The following is a 15,942-nucleotide window of genomic DNA, read 5'->3' on the forward strand; positions in this document are numbered from 1 at the left end:
TAGGAAGCTATTTTATAAATTTAAATTTTTCCACCCCTCTTACATTTATACTCTCTATATCTGAAATAAAACCCACACTATATCTTGCTCTAGTAGTAGCAACATAAAATTTAGCTAAAGTAATGTCGTCTAAATTCATTTGTCCAGTTTTTAAATAATGCTCCATTTTCTTAGTTGGTTTTATAAGTACTCGTTCGAACGTTAATCCCTTTGATTCGCCAAAATTTATTGCTCGATCAATTTTGGTTCTTGAATCATACCTTAGGACCTGTGGTTTGAACTTTTCAATATAATCACTTACGTCTTTGGATTTAATAATAAAAAGGCCATCGTGACCAGTTAATTTGGTATTCATAGATTTGGTTGGTGGTAAATTTGCAAAAAGATTATCAGAAAAATCGCAAATAGCCTGATTACATCTATGATTTATATATAAATAATCAATTTGACATCGCTTTCTTTTTTCTTGCTCCTGAAAAAAATCGATTATATTTATTCCTCTATATTTTTTATATTTAGGAGAATTTGTTGTTGAATACGTTGCTTGCCTTATGTCTCCTACTAAAACCATATTAATTCTCGAATGAAAGAAAATAAGAAAAATATCTAAATCATAGCCTGACATATCTTGTACTTCGTCTATAAAAATAGAATCATAAATTTCTTCCAATCTCCTAATTACTTTCCCATTACTTTTTTCGATGCATTGAATTGCGAAATCTGAAATTCTGTCTTTATCTATTTCATTTTTTTCATTTATATAGTAACCTTTTATGTTAGCCTTCTTAATATAATAATTTGCCGGTTTTTCTCTAAAAAAAATAGAGTCAATCCTTTTTTCAGGATAGACAAAATTTTGATATGGTCTTACCCAATCTGATAGTAAAAACGAATACCAGGTTTTAACTTCAACATTTGCCGGTAAATAGCCATTAATTTCAACAAATTTCTTTATTATTTCTTCTTTATTTTTATTTGTATAAGTAACAATTAACAATTTTTCTGTATTACGTCTAATGGACTCCTGTACCAAATAAGTTGTTTTACCAGATCCCGCAGCAGCAATGATAATTTTATTTTTTAATTGCATCTAATATATACCTCGGCATTTTAATAGATTCATCTGCCTCAAATATCTTCAAAGCACAATTTGTTTTATTATTTATCATATATTGTGTTAGACGCTCATCATCATATTCTGGGTGTCCTAAAATTTTCTTTAAAACACTTGTGTCATCTTTATTTGCTTTTACGATTTGAGGTTCTAATGTATTATAATTTGTGTCCGTATCATAGCAAATTGTTACGAATTCATTATCTAGATATCCTTCATACTTATGAGTAATATTCTTCTCTATATCCCCATCGTTATCTGTTATTACATATATTTTTTTCTTTAATCCTATAGATAAATCGAGAAATCTTTTAAAGGAAAGAGCATCAACACAAAATATGTCTACCCCCTCTTCTATCGGTAACTTGTTATGTAAGTCTTTATATGCTCTTTGAACAATTAATTCATCAGATGGCCCTTCAACTAAAATGACTTTTTCACATAAAATAATTCTTAATGTGTCATAACCTGGTAATTTCATAAAAAATTTTTTAGTATCTTCCTCGAGATCGTTAAATGTAATTACACTTTTGTTCGAGTGGAGCAAAATCATTTTACTAATATCCAATTTATTTAATACAAAACTACTATGTGTTGTTAAAATTACCTGTTTTTCCGCGTTTTTTTCTTTTATGCTAGAAATCAATTTATTCATATTTGCGTAAGAAAGATGATTTTCCGGCTCTTCAATCATTACTAGGCTTGTAGTATTATTGTTAGACTCTAGAGCCATTTTCATTTTAATCGAGCTTTGCTCACCTTTACCTATAAAGTCAAATGGAACATCATCTAAATAAGATGTAATAATTGTATCCCAATTGTTTTTTTGTGAAATGTCTACAGATATACTTAAGCTCTTATCTGTAATGTCACCCTTTTTTGAGTTTAATTTCTCATTTATTTCCTGAATAGATGTAATAGCTGCAAACGATTCTTTTAATTGCCTATAATTCAATGCTAATTCCGTTTTTTCTCGAACCTCAAGTGTATCTTGAATTATCTTATATATATATCTATCCGTCCCATTTTGTAACTTTATTGTTGAAGTATCTATAAGGGCAGAATTAAAAGGTATACTTCTATAAGTTATGGAATTGTTAGCAAATGAATACCAATTAAAAGTATAGTATTCTATTGGTATTGTCTTTACTTTACTTTCATCTTCGATATAACTCTTATATTCTTCTTCAAAAGATGGATCAAATTCAATTGATAGATATACCCCCGGACAGTCGGTACCTTCTGTATTGTTTGTCCCTTTTAAAGAACTGTATAAATTATCAGAATCATTAAAATATGCTTCAATTAAAATAGCTGGTAAAGGAGTAGGCTTTTTTGCCTTTATTCCTTCGATATATTCTGCAATTACACTCGTATTAAAAATATAGGGCGTTATTTCATTCGAAATGTGTCTATTGTTAAGTTGGCAAGTTAATACTAGATTTATTGCTTCAAGTAATGTTGATTTACCTGAATCATTATCACCAATAATAATATTTACATCTGTATTAAAATCTAACGAAAAATCCATATATGACTTATAATTTTTTAGTACGACCTTTGACAGCATTTTAGTTCTCCCCCTTTTTTCTACATTTTCCTACAATTTAAATATTACCATATTAACCCATTAAAGGTATCCCTTACTAAAAAACGTTAAACAAAAAAGATAATGTTTTTTATACAAAATCCTTTTTTATGTGTAAAATCACATTGTTTCTTACCTTATCAAAGGAGGGTTTCTATGAAAATTTTTGACTTACAAGAAGTTCAAGATATGGAACAAGAAGAATTATTAGAGGAGACAATAAAATCAATTTTTAATACTAAACCTATAAATTTACTATTAAAGGAAATGGATGAACTTGTTTGTAAAATGCCAGTTAAAGCAGATTTCGAAAAGATTAAGGAATACATCGAGTTTCAAAATAAAGAAGAAGTTTTTGAAGTTATTGTTCCAATATTTGACGAAAGAAAATTACCGGAATTTCAAGTTCGTTTGTTTAGAAAGGATGTCAATGATTGTTTTCCAGAACGTGGTTATTTTATTTCTGGAAACTCTAAACTAATAGTTAATCCATTGGGATTAATAAAGATAGAAATGAATGGACTGCCTATTACTCGAGTGGGTTCAGATTTTAGATTTACCCGACCTTCATATGATACAAAAGAAAAGGGATATAGGGAATATTTATATTTTTACTTTGATTATGATACAAAACAATATATTAACGTGTATTCGGATAAATTAGAGGAGTGTAAACGCAAAATGACACTGAATCCAAAAGCTGTAAAAGACTATCACGAAACCGTACAGGAATACATAAAACGGGAAGCATTATTAGATAAGATCATCAAGCGTATCTATCCCTTATCATTGTCTTATTTACGGCGATTAGAGAAATGGAGTAAAGGTAAATATGGGAATGGTGGATTAACTATTGGATCGGTTACAACTTATCTTAATGAATATCAAAAATTTATCACACAAGATATGGTTAAAAATTTGAAAATAAAATTGATTTATTCAAATGTAACAGTTAGAGAATACAAGGAGCTCATAGAAAAGAAAGCGAGACTTGAAGGTTTAATCCAAACTGCTATCGACGGATTAGAGGAAATTAAGAGTATTTATTCTCTGACAGAAGAAAATTCCAATAGCTATGTTCTAAATATAAACTCTTTTTTTGAAAGAGAAAAAGAAATAACTAAACAGATTGAAGATGAAATTATTCCAGAACTTGAACGTTTCAAAGGAGTTCGGCCAACTGAATTCCCTTCACTTGGTCTAAATAAAATGAAAGTTTTAACAGGTTATGTAGGTTACGATTTAGATACTAACGAAGTATTTCCAACCATTATGCAACTACAAAGACGTACCTCTTTAACGAAAGAAAAAGAAGATCTTCGTTCTGAAGAGGAATATATTTCAAATTTAATTTCATATCTAAAGGTATTAGAAAAACAACAGGAATAGCCCTGTTGTTTTTTTCGCCCATAATAAGCTTTTTAGAATTATAATATTTTCAGAACCTTTCATATTCACAATTGAAGTGAATTAATCGCTTTATAGAAAGGCCGATATAACAAGACTATAAAAATAAAAGAATATGACGAATATCGATTGTCATAATTTAATCCGCAATAAACCTCTACTCTTAAACGTTAAGACAAAAGCTCTTCAAGAACCAATAACGGTAAGAAGACACGGCACAAAAGCAGAGAAAACTTATAAATTTAAGGGAGTGATATGTAGAAAAATTAAGCAACAAACTGCTAATGTAGCGTTAAGAAAAAGTCCTTCGAGAAAATAAAGTAAAACGGATCCCATAAGTGGTAAGAAGGTACGATATCAGTAGCAGTAGCAAGATAAAAACTAAATATTTAAAAGGAGAAATCAAATGTCAATTTTATTAGATGGTTAAACCACAAGGAAAGGTAATTCAGTATATTAAAAAATCTTATGTTAGAAGTACCAAATTTTTATCGTGGACAGGTAAAACTGGGTCACACCATTGCAGTAATTGTACGAAGATGAGCTTTACTGGAAAAAAGTTTGTTTTAGTAAAAAAATTTGGGAAAATGGCTTTTTTCGCGTGCATAAATATGGAGAACAACTCTTTTTTTTTGCACAATTATTGGCTCGAGATGATTAAAAAAGCTAGTAATACCAACAGTTTCGTTGGTATTACTAGCTTTTTTAGGTTTCAAAGATTGGAAACAGCGTAAGCGATTTTCCATTCTTTGAAACCGGTGACTCTGAAGGCACGAAAGAGGCACAGGAAAATGCTCGGGAACCGTGCATTTTCAATGTTTTTAGGGCACCTCTACCTTCTGTAGAATGAGGAGTGAATGAGCTTTAGCTCATTCGTCCGATATTCGGAATGAAGGTAGAGGTGCATATAATTTAGATTTTTCTTTGTTATGGATCCAGTGCTATTCCAGACCAACTATCCCCGATTGTTGCTACCGCAACAGTCGAGTGCACTCGACTTCGGAGATAAGTTTGCTGTTTGCTATGAAAAAAGTTGGACAAAAAATTCGGCTTTTAATTGCATTTTTAAAAAGGCATTTATAATAAGAGAAATTTAAGAGGCATCGGAGGTGATAATAATGGCCAAAAAAATAGAGTTTAGTGTAGAAGATATCAAAAAACTTGAACGAGCAGTAAGTAAGAGGCCGCAATTTAAGACAAGCACGGGATATACCGGAAATAGCAAATCCGTTAAAGAGCGGAAGAAGAACAAAAACCAAAAAAAAGAATATTCAAAGAAACAGCGAGGAATTGAACATTTAACAAGAGATCAAAGAAGAAATTTATGGAGATTACAAAATCAATTGGATCAGATGTTTCAAAAAAACAGCCATATTACTAGAAAAGAAGATGGAAAATTAACAAAAAAAGATATGAAAAAAGGGTTAGGTGCTGATGGAATACATAGTATTAATACATATAAAGATTACTTTAAAAAAATAAGATCATTTTTTATTTATTGTGTGGAACATTATGATGTTAAAAGTATAGGTGGACTTAAGACGAAAATGATCTATGAATATATCGAATATAATATTGATAAGGGGCTTTCTCCGAAGACAATCGGTGACTACATCACTCCACTTAAAAAAATGACTGAGTTTGGTATAAAAGATAATATTAAATCAATGAAAAAATTTATGCCAGATAACAAAAGACTTAGAGAAGTAATACCTCAATATAAAAGAAAAGATTACAAAAGAGGAAAAAAATATGATATTAAACACGTTCAAATAATAGCAAAACAAGCAGATTTACATTTTAGCAAGCTGCATCGTTTAGCTGTTGAAATACTCGGCTATTCTGGGCCACGTATAGACGAATTTGTAAAAATTAAATGGAGACATTTTGATTTTGAAAATAATCGGGTATATCTGACCGATGATAATATGACCAAAGGTGCTCGCCCTCGTTTTGTTCCAGTTCCGGAGAAAACAATGGAATTAGCAAAACAATTATACAATCTTGGGTTAATTAAAGATGATAATCAGAGAATTTGGGGAAGTAAAATGAGCCATCAAGATGTTCGTGAGTTCATTAAAGAGTGTGCAAGATTAGGAAAAACACGCTACAGTGGTGTCCACGATTTTCGAAGATCGGCAATAAAATACCAGATTTCCCGTATGGAAAAACTTATGCATAAAGGCCTATTAACCAAGGAGATGCTGGTAAATATGATTATGGACCACGTAAATGTTGATCCTAGGTTAAATTCTCCAAAAACTGCTTATAAAAAAGATAGTAAAGGAAAATTTGTTCGTATGAAAACTAAAAACGGAAGATGGGTTAAAGTGCCACAAAGAGATAAAAACGGAAATGTTGTTAAATACATTCCCTTTGTTCAGGAAGACCTCTTAAAACGCAGGAAAGACTACCTTATTGATGCTTATCTTGCACAGGTACTTGGGCATACAAGATCAGATATCCAGGCCGTTTATACCGATGAAGAAGCTGTAGAGAAAAAGAAATCATTGACGAAGGAATCTACTAATTAAATCCCAAGCAAATTTAACTAAACTAACCCGTTGAATAATAAGGTACGGACATCGCACTTTTACTTAAATAGCTTGCATCTTCTAAATATTCTTACCTTAACTAACTGACCTTTTTGCTGAATAAGTAAAGGGAACATTGCTGCAATCCCCTTCTTAAACTCTTGCACCCGTTACTTTAGTGTGAAAAATGTGAGTAAAAGTGATGTTTTATACAGATTCCCGGTAATAAATTTCAGTATAATCGCAATGTAAGTGATTACAAAAATAGGAGAGTGGTTTTAATGTTCCGTTTAGAGTTCGTTAATTGTTTTACCCAGGAGGTACTGCGACACGCTGAGTATGAGAACAAAGACAAGAAATATGTAAATGAGATGTTAGGTACACTTAGAAGTGCTAAGGAGGATATGATCATTTTTGATAATGCTATGAATCCTTTTACTGCACGTTATTTAACACATTTAGTAGTTTGCGAAAATGACGTAAAGACTTATAGGGTGTTATTCAAGGTTAAGAAGTCTAATAAAGTAGTGCGATCATAGCAGAGGTTGTCCAACCTTTACATATAATTTAGATAGCAGACGGCAATCAAGCTTATACCCGTCCACTCTGTTATCCCCTTCTAGCTTAGAATAACTTCTTTTCCTGTAGTGGTTAATGAATCAAGTGCCTGCTAGTCGTGTGGGCTGGTTGAGGATGACGAAATCGATTATAAACATTTTCCGATATATAAAGGACCGTTACTATCCCCCATCCCCTTACTTCCATATCCATTACACAAACCAGGCCTCACCCGTTCCATTTTCAATCCACAAATATCTTCATTTTCGCAATATTTTTGTTACAATGGAATGTGGAATAATGTTAAAGTAGGTGAAATTATGTCGCAATTTGTTTCTCGATTAGATAATCATCCTTTTAATACACACCTTGACTCTCTTCTATCTCGACTCGAGGAAGCAAAGGAATTAGTGGAATTAAGTGAAAATGAATTTGATACCATTAATCGCATTGAGGAAGTTTACAAAATTGTTCAAGTTCGAATCCGCTCAGTTGACCCAGCATTACTTTCAAAAAACGTTTTAGATGGAATAAATAACAATACAAGTGAAATTCATAATCAGTTATCCGCAGTCATCCAAAACCATAATAACAGGAACATATCACAAAAAACTATTCATATTAATCGAATTAATGATTTATTAGAAAGTGTTACAATTCAAATCACTCAAATATTCCAACCACTTGTTCCTTCAGAGGTTGAAGCATTAAAAGAGAGTATTGTATCTACTCGTCAATCTTTATCACAACATAATAGATATATTAAGGAAGAATATGAAGAGTTCAGCACAGTAAAACAAGGAATTACAGATGAAATAACTGAGCTTTCAAGCAGACTTTCTACTATTGAAGAGCAAGTCGATAATGCAGTGGAAAATGCAACCGAACAATTAAAAGACTTTGAACGTATGTTTTCTGAAAAACAACAAGAACGTACTGAACAGTTTTCAGACTTCAAAACTGATATGACGGAAACATTTACAGATGAGTTAAACTCTATGAAAGAGACGTATTCGCAAAAAATAAAAGAAGTTGAAGATGAATTAGCAAACTTTAAAACAAGACTTGATTCTCGTCTGGATGAACATAATCAGGATGTTCAAGCCGCTAAAGATGAATTGTACAAACTGATTGAAGTAGCTGGTAACGATGTAATGTCTGATGGGTATGCAAAGTACGCAAACAAAGCAGCTCGTAGCAAGTTAATTTGGCAGATTGTTTCATTTCTATGTTTGCTTGGATTAGTTGGTGCTGCATACTCCATTATTCCAAGTCTTGAAGGCGAAACTTTCAGTTGGGCAAAGCTTGCAGCAAGATCGCTGTTAACTATTTCAGTAGGTGCACTTTCCGGATTTACAATCAGACAAGCACATTTAGCTCATTTGGAAGAACAACGTAATCGTGATTTACAATTAAAGCTCGGTTCGATCGAACCATATTTAAAGAATTTCTCACCAGAAAAACGTAATGAAATAAAAGAAAAATTAGTTACTGATTACTTTTCTCGAGACTCTTCTTTAAGCAGTGGTAATAATAATCAAATTGAATCTATAGCGGTTCAACAACAAGCCGAACAAACCCAAACAACTTTATAGTTGTATTTGCACCGCAATATGCGGTGTTTTTTAAAATTAATATAGCTCAGTAGTTACTACTGAGCTATATCTTTTGATTATTTATAATACCTTATTCAACTAAAGCTACCCGTTAGTGAAATAACTACATCAACAAAAGCCATTCACATAACTACAAATTTTGGGTAATTTCTCCTTCACCCCAACCATTGATTATTGTAAGCTATTATTCCTAATATTGCTCCAACCGCTGAACCAATCACTAACCATATTTTTTTTAATTCCTTTTGATTTTTGTTAGTTGCACCCAATCTCAGTTCCTCCTAATTTAAAATGATTTAATTTAATTTACGGAATAGGTTAGGTAAAAGTTTCATTTTTTAACTAACCTGCCCCGTTAGTTGAATAACTTCAACAAAAAGGTGCATTAATCCTTCTTGGATCAACGCAACCTTTAGTTCAATACTTTTTAATTAATATTTAATATGGTAATTTATCACCTGACACTCTTTCTCCCTCAATATTAATATAACTTATGCCAAATTTATGTACTATCTTTGCAATACCGTTATCGAACGGTTCAACAGCTCTACTTTCAGCTGGTATAATAATATCCCCACTAGTGTCCATATAACCCCAGAAACCCATTCTTTTTACAGGGCATAATCCTTCAGAATATTCCTTAACGTCTGTTATGCTTTTTGGCAAGGTTAGTACAGTTTTATTACTTTTATCAATAAATTTCCAAATGCTAAATGGTCCCTCTTTAACAGTAGCTATCCCCTCATCTATAAAAGAGTTAACTCTATAATAAGAAGGTTTTATTACAAAATTACCTTTTTTATCAATAAATCCTTTCTTATCTTTATGAAGACGATCAGGATTGGACACACCAGCAACACCATTTTTAAAATCTAATCCAAATAGGTGGTCGGAACTAATTTCATTCAAATCAGTATCAATATATTTAATCCTATATAGTAACCCTTTTTTAACACGTGGTTGGTACCTTAATCTAGCAATTCCATCCGAGAACCCTAAAAATTCTTCATTTGAATTTAACGGAAAGTGTAGTGAGGGATTTAATAATTCTCCATTTTCACTAATAAATAAATTATAATTATACTCATAATATAAAGGTGCATAGCTTCCCACAAAAGGTTTAGGTACTAAAAGACGTCTTGATTTATAAGGGTTCGGTACAGAAATAACTTTTTTTCCATTAGTGTTAATATAATAAAAATTGTCATTTTCTTTTCTAACCAAAGCCAACCCGTTAGCAGTAAAGTTAGTTGCATAAATATAATCTTCAGTAATCCGTTCATTTTTTTTATTAATGAAAAAGAATTTATCTTTTAATACAAGGGCAACTCCATTATAAAAAGAATTTGCCTTTTTATACTCTGGATTAATTACAATATTCCCTTGTTGGTCACGATATCCATATTTACCATTACAATTTTTAAAGGGTAGAAAGCTCAAAATAAAGCTCCTTTCTAGGAAAATTTAATTACACTATAATTGAAGAGCAATTTATTAAAAAGTCTTAATAATTCAATAATTCTGCCCCGTTAACTTAATAAGGTTTTTTTGATGAAAGAGGTATAAGTTCCACTTTTTGATACAAATTCGAATTCTGCTTATTCAAGTAACTTGCCCCGTTAGTACAATTACTTCAACAAAATAAGCGATAATCCTTCTTGGACTATCGCTCCCCTTAGCTGAAGTAAATTTGTTTACAAACCTAAATGAGTTTGATATTGATATTTAATAGTATCGAAAAAGAATCTAAGAAAGTTTTGAGTTGCTCTTTATCCAAGTTCTTGCAATTACTGTTGCACAACACATCCCTAAACCCGTCAAACCATACAGGAAGTAACTTTTTTTAAGCTCATCTTTTCTAATATCATCTCTTTCGTCTTTATCTTCTGCTTTTCCATACATATGAATTACTGTATCTGTTCTTTTTTTCATTCCATATCTAATGGTTTTTCCTAATTCAGTTAATGCTTCTGTAGGTTTGCCAGTAATACCTTTTGCTGTATCTACTGCCTTTTTCCGAAATCCCTCTTTTATCTCCTTTCTATCATCTAATGAAACCACATTTTCACTATTGCCCACATTTTCATCCCCTTTCTATTATTCGTAAGTATATTTATATTACGTTCGCTTTTGATAGAAGGTTTCAATTTTTTGTTGCTTTCCTACTATTGTAGAAACTCTTTCTTTTAGTAAACTGCTCCTTTAGTTTAAGTATAATTTTTTACAATCTTCCTAGTTATTAAAGCTACTTAAAGTTGATTCATTTTATTTATTAGGTCTTCTTTACTTGGATTGGCGTATAAAAGAGTTGTATGAATGTTACTGTGGCCTGCCTGGTTAGCAACCTCGTGAACGCTTAATCCACTTTTAATAGCGTGTGAACAGAAAAAATGCCTGAGATCGTGAGGTGTAATTTCTTTTCCAATTTTTCCGCTGAAATCCTTAAAAAGCTTATTAACCGTTGTGCGATCTAGTCGCTTGTTTCGATTACTGACAAAGACAAAATTGTTTTCGATTCCTTGCTTTTCTCTTTCTTTTAACCACGATTGAAATGGCATTTTTACTTTATCATTCATAAAAACAGTTCTTGTTTTGCTCCCCTTTCCATCCATTATAAGGATTTCACGAGATATTACATTAAAGTCGCTCATTTTGAGATTCAGTGCTTCCGATATCCTTAATCCGGCATATGCAAGTAAGCTGACAATGGAATAATTTCGCTTGTTTCCACTATCTAGTATCAGTTGTCGAAATTTTTCTACGTCTTTATATTCTACTTTGGCAAGTGAAGCGTATTGTTGCTGTACTTTTACATAATCCTTCTTTTTTATAACCATTTCTTCCTGCACTTTCTGATCAATCAGAAACTCATTAAATTTTGCCAAGGCATTTAACTTAGTATTTATAGTTTTTGGTTTGGAGTTCTTCACAGTTTTTAAAAAGGAAATGTACTCCCTAATATTCTCTTGGTGCAATTTCTTAAATGTAACGTCCTTTGATTGATCAAACCAAATTAGAAACCCAGAAACCGTTTGGATATACCCTTTAATGGTATTTTCACTTTTCCCCTCAGCCTGGAGAAACTCTTGAAATAAATCTATCAAACATTTATCCCTCCCTTCTATAAACTATGTTGAATAAATCTTCAAAACCCTTCAAATAAATTATGTTGAATTTGTTTACCAATACCATACTGAATTTCCTCATAAAGTCAACATAGTTTATCTTATGTTGAATTGTAATTCCTCAATTCTCTATAACAACAAAGTACCATTTAAATTCTTACTTAATACTTCCTAGGAGTTTCTTACAACACTTCCCAGAAAAGATATCCAATACTTATACTTAAAAGGTATATCATCTATATTTTGTGGAAAAATATTGATACGACTAGAGTAGCAAATGTGATCAAGGCCAAGATCGTCATTCGTTACAAAAAAAGGATCACTATACATTAGTGGTCCTTTTTTATTGCAACAATAACTCATTTACTTTTTGTTTAATTTCTGCTTTCATAAATTTCATTATTAAACACGAATATAACTAATTTTTTTGTTCACTTATTATAACTCTGCCCCGAGTATGGTTTTTAATTCAGAGTAAGTTAATTTATCCAGAGATTAAAATAAAGACCACCCTTTTTTCTCATTGCCATAAGAGATCCATTTTATTTTTTAGTTTGTCTATAATCCCTGCTTTAGCATTTGTCAAAGCCTTGTCTCCTTGCAGTTTTACAACCCAAATATCATAATTACAAGCTGCTTCAAATAAATTTGAAAATGTTCCTTTTGGGACGCGTTTTTTTACTCTTGGATCATAAACAAAGATTCTAAATCTTTTGCTTCCATTCTTCAAAACTTTTTCAAAAGCACCTATAACCCCAGTTTTATTTCTCATCCCGGCTTTATGAGCCGCTGCACGGCTATTACAATTCTTATGGCTAAAAGCTATATTTTCTGTGTCAAAAAAAGATTGATATGGATTACTTGCTTCTCTCCAATCTTCAATGTGCTCAAGACTGAACTCTTCTCTGGAACAAATTTCTTTGTTACATCGATAACAGTTTAAAATACTACCATTCTTCAATCGAGCTAAATAAAAGATAAAATTTCTACGCAAAAGGGATCTGGAATACGAATCAGACACCCCTAACTGTGGTAACACTCTGTCACTACGTTTCGGAAATCTCTTTAATAACTCAACATCAAATATTTTATTGTCCAACAACATTTGGTGAGTTACAACACGTTGACCATAAACTTCAATAGCTTTCCTATCCCAAGCTTCTTTTGCTTCATCCATAGTAGAAAAATCACCAATACGCTCCCAAATTCCGTTAATGCTGATTCTAGCACGATATGGCCTGGTCTTATTCTTTATTTTAATTATTCCTTTACTTTCAACAGCATATCGCGTACGACTACTCTTTGAATTGCACCCCGGATGGCTTAAGGCAATGTTTTCCATATCAAAGAAAAGCTCTTTTGCGTTTATTCTTCCATCCCAATCTTCTTTGTGATCGATTTGACAATCTTTAAAAGATAAAATTCTTGCTTCTTCTTTTGTTTTCCCATTCTCTAAGCATCTAAAGCAGTAATCCATAGAATTGTCCTGTGCTAACTTGAATAAAACCAAAGGATCTAATTTTGCGTGTGCACTTGATTTTTTCATTCCTAATTTCTCGAAGTAATTCTTATCGATATTCATTTCTCATCAATTCCTTTCTTTTCTCGCTTCTTAACCGGTCATAAATTATCATCTCCAATCCAATCTATTATTATACAAATATACTTTTTTATGTTTTTACCAACATATTTTCTTAAGTAAAAAAAAATAAATAAGGTTGATTTTTTAATAGAAAAAATATAAATAAGGAAGAACTATGTAAGTAAATAATCTAAAATTTAATAAAAAAATTAAACATTTTTTTTAAAAAAGTTGGTTTTCACAAAAAAAATAAAATATAATTCGTTCAATAAAATTTATTATCTTTTAAAAATAATAAAGGAGAAAAAAATGACAAAAAGTACATTAAAAAATAAAAACACAATTAGCTCTAATGAATTTATAAACAACTCTACATATACAGAAGGTATCCAGCAATTATTTGTGAATTTAAAAATACCTATTCCACCTGAATCTATTCTCATCTCTAAAGTAGAGTTGCAGGAACTAAAGCAAGTTCAATTATCAGGTGTTTATTGGTCAATGAAAGATCTCGAAAAGAGGGTAAATCGAAAAAACGAATGGATTAAAGAAAATATACTTTATCCTTCAAAGTTCCGGAAATTACTTGACGTTGAGAAAGGTGGATTTGTATTCTACCCAAAATCGAAAGGACAAACTTGGTCATTCCAAGCATTAAAGATGGCCAAGTTTTTGGATGAAAATTTCACACAAATTTTCTCCTAATAATAATCTTGTTGTTAATTCACTATATTCTAAAATGTTTTTTTTATTTTTTCACAAATTTTGGAGTTAACAATTAAAATCATTACAGTACATTACAAAATTCCTAAATAAATCGATAGAAAGTGATGAAAATGACTCGCCAATCAATATACTGCCAAAGTGGCAGTATATATCTAGTCACACAGTAATTAAAAAAACAGGGGGAAGGAATCAAATGGCTAGTTACCAAAAAAGAGGGAAAACGTGGCAATATACTATAAGTCACACTGTAAATGGTAAAACACAACTAATTAGAAAAGGAGGATTTAATAAAAGAAAGGAAGCCGAAGTTGCTGCTACTGAATTAGAGGCTCAGCTCAATAAAGGTATAGTCCCACACTTAGTTCCAATTCCTATTGATGAGTATTTCGACAATTGGGTTGATCTATATAAATCAACCTCAATAACCCACACAACAATGTTACATTATGAGTACACTTCAAAAGCAATTAAATCATACTTCGGTAGTAAACCACTCCAACAAATCAAACGACACGATTATCAAGCTTTTCTAAATGATTTTGGGAAGAATAAATCTAAAGAAACAGTTGAAAAAGTAAATTCACATATTCGAGCTTGCGTGCAAGATGCCGTTGAAGAGCAAATTATACCTCATAATTTTACAAGAAAAGCAAAATTAACGTGGTCAACACCACAAAAAAAACCAGAGGAAAAACACTTGAATTTTGAAGAAAGTCAAGCGTTATTAAAGGAACTATATAAACGCCTTGATCAAGGCTTAGGTTATTATTTAATATTATTGGGCTTAGTATCTGGTATGCGTTTTGCTGAGATAATAGGATTAACTCGTAATGATTTTAATTTTAAAGATAGTACTATCACAATAAATAAAACGTGGGGTTATATGAAACGATCACCGGAAGGATTTGGACCTACAAAAAATGAACAATCAAACCGAACAATCAAAATAGACAAAATTACAATGAATGAGTTTAAAAAACTCTTTCTGGCTTCAGCTAATAATTTGCATCAGTTAGTTTTTTATAGTCAGGCATCTAAGTATAAAGTAATTAGTAACACGAATGCTAATAAGCTACTGAGAAAAATATTGATTGAACTAGGTATAGAATCAATTACTATGCACGGTTTAAGACATACTCACGCAAGTGTTTTATTGTACAAAAAGGTTTCAATTCATTATATAAGTGAACGATTAGGCCACGCAGACATTAATACAACGTTAAGTGATTATTCCCACGTTATTAAAGAATTACGTGAAAATGATGAAAAGGAAACAATAGATATTTTCGAGAGTATGGTTGTGTAAAAACATAACTTCTTTAAACTTCACATTGGCCTAGTTTATAAATTTTAAAGATCCTTGGTATTATTGCCGAGGATCTTTTTGAATTTGTGTAAAATTGTTTTACCCTCATAATCCCCGAAATTTTCTGAGGTCATATTTTAGTACTGTTGTAACTTTATTACTAAGTACTAAAATAGAGGAATTTATATAAATATGGTCTTTTAACAAATCCGCAAAATAATCAAAACTCCACACATTTCACACAAACTTTATGTGTAAAATGTGTGTAAAATAAAATCTTTTCTATTCGTTTTCAATCGTATTCTCTAAAAACAAAAAAGGCCATAAATGCTGATTTATCAACATTTATGGCCTTTTTGTCGTCTTTTAAATGAACTAGATTGAAC

General features: G+C 31.2%; 11 protein-coding genes. 5 read left to right on the plus strand and 6 right to left on the minus strand.

From position 1 onward, the window contains the following. Positions 1-7: 7 nt before the first annotated feature. Positions 8-1,090: a UvrD-helicase domain-containing protein gene (locus ABC371_RS24655; protein ID WP_412899453.1), complete on the minus strand. Its 1,083-nt coding sequence runs from the start codon at positions 1,088-1,090 to the stop codon at positions 8-10. Beyond that, entirely contained in the window at positions 1,074-2,684 is a 1,611-nt protein-coding gene (locus tag ABC371_RS24660; RefSeq protein ID WP_412899454.1) for an ATP-dependent nuclease, read from the minus strand. The genes ABC371_RS24655 and ABC371_RS24660 overlap by 17 nt, the downstream gene beginning before the upstream one ends. Positions 2,685-2,858: 174 nt before the next feature. Between ABC371_RS24660 and ABC371_RS24665 the strand changes: the two genes are divergently transcribed. The 3 genes from ABC371_RS24665 (at position 2,859) to ABC371_RS24675 (ending at position 8,796) form a co-directional block, all read left to right on the plus strand. Continuing rightward, positions 2,859-4,091, plus strand: coding sequence for a hypothetical protein (locus ABC371_RS24665; protein WP_412899455.1), 1,233 nt, complete (start codon positions 2,859-2,861; stop codon positions 4,089-4,091). A gap of 1,136 nt (positions 4,092-5,227) precedes the next feature. Then, positions 5,228-6,643, plus strand: a complete 1,416-nt coding sequence (locus ABC371_RS24670; RefSeq protein WP_412899456.1) for a tyrosine-type recombinase/integrase — start codon at positions 5,228-5,230, stop codon at positions 6,641-6,643. An 878-nt stretch (positions 6,644-7,521) separates the two neighbouring features. Continuing rightward, the gene (locus ABC371_RS24675; protein ID WP_412899457.1) at positions 7,522-8,796 is read left to right on the plus strand and encodes a coiled-coil domain-containing protein; all 1,275 of its coding nucleotides are present in this window, start codon (positions 7,522-7,524) and stop codon (positions 8,794-8,796) included. A gap of 459 nt (positions 8,797-9,255) precedes the next feature. Here ABC371_RS24675 and ABC371_RS24680 read toward each other — a convergent pair whose 3' ends face one another. From ABC371_RS24680 to ABC371_RS24695, 4 genes are all read right to left on the minus strand, one after another. After that, the gene (locus ABC371_RS24680; protein WP_412899458.1) at positions 9,256-10,257 is read right to left on the minus strand and encodes a WG repeat-containing protein; all 1,002 of its coding nucleotides are present in this window, start codon (positions 10,255-10,257) and stop codon (positions 9,256-9,258) included. A 306-nt stretch (positions 10,258-10,563) separates the two neighbouring features. Then, complete coding sequence (locus ABC371_RS24685) at positions 10,564-10,896, minus strand: hypothetical protein (protein WP_412899459.1); 333 nt, start codon at positions 10,894-10,896, stop codon at positions 10,564-10,566. A gap of 170 nt (positions 10,897-11,066) precedes the next feature. Next, positions 11,067-11,921 (minus strand): tyrosine-type recombinase/integrase, encoded by an 855-nt coding sequence (locus ABC371_RS24690; protein WP_412899460.1) that lies wholly within the window; start codon positions 11,919-11,921, stop codon positions 11,067-11,069. Positions 11,922-12,462: 541 nt separating this feature from the next. Further along, a complete protein-coding gene (locus tag ABC371_RS24695) occupies positions 12,463-13,524 on the minus strand; it encodes an AP2/ERF family transcription factor (protein ID WP_412899461.1) in 1,062 nt (353 codons plus the stop codon). Between the two features lie 387 nt (positions 13,525-13,911). Between ABC371_RS24695 and ABC371_RS24700 the strand changes: the two genes are divergently transcribed. Further along, on the plus strand, positions 13,912-14,229 hold the full coding sequence (locus ABC371_RS24700; protein ID WP_412899463.1) for a DUF771 domain-containing protein: 318 nt from the start codon (positions 13,912-13,914) through the stop codon (positions 14,227-14,229). Between the two features lie 214 nt (positions 14,230-14,443). Further along, entirely contained in the window at positions 14,444-15,556 is a 1,113-nt protein-coding gene (locus ABC371_RS24705; RefSeq protein WP_412899462.1) for a site-specific integrase, read from the plus strand. Positions 15,557-15,942 lie beyond the last annotated feature (386 nt).

This window comes from Bacillus jepli (assembly GCF_047238305.1).
Classification (GTDB): domain Bacteria; phylum Bacillota; class Bacilli; order Bacillales; family Bacillaceae_L; genus Ferdinandcohnia.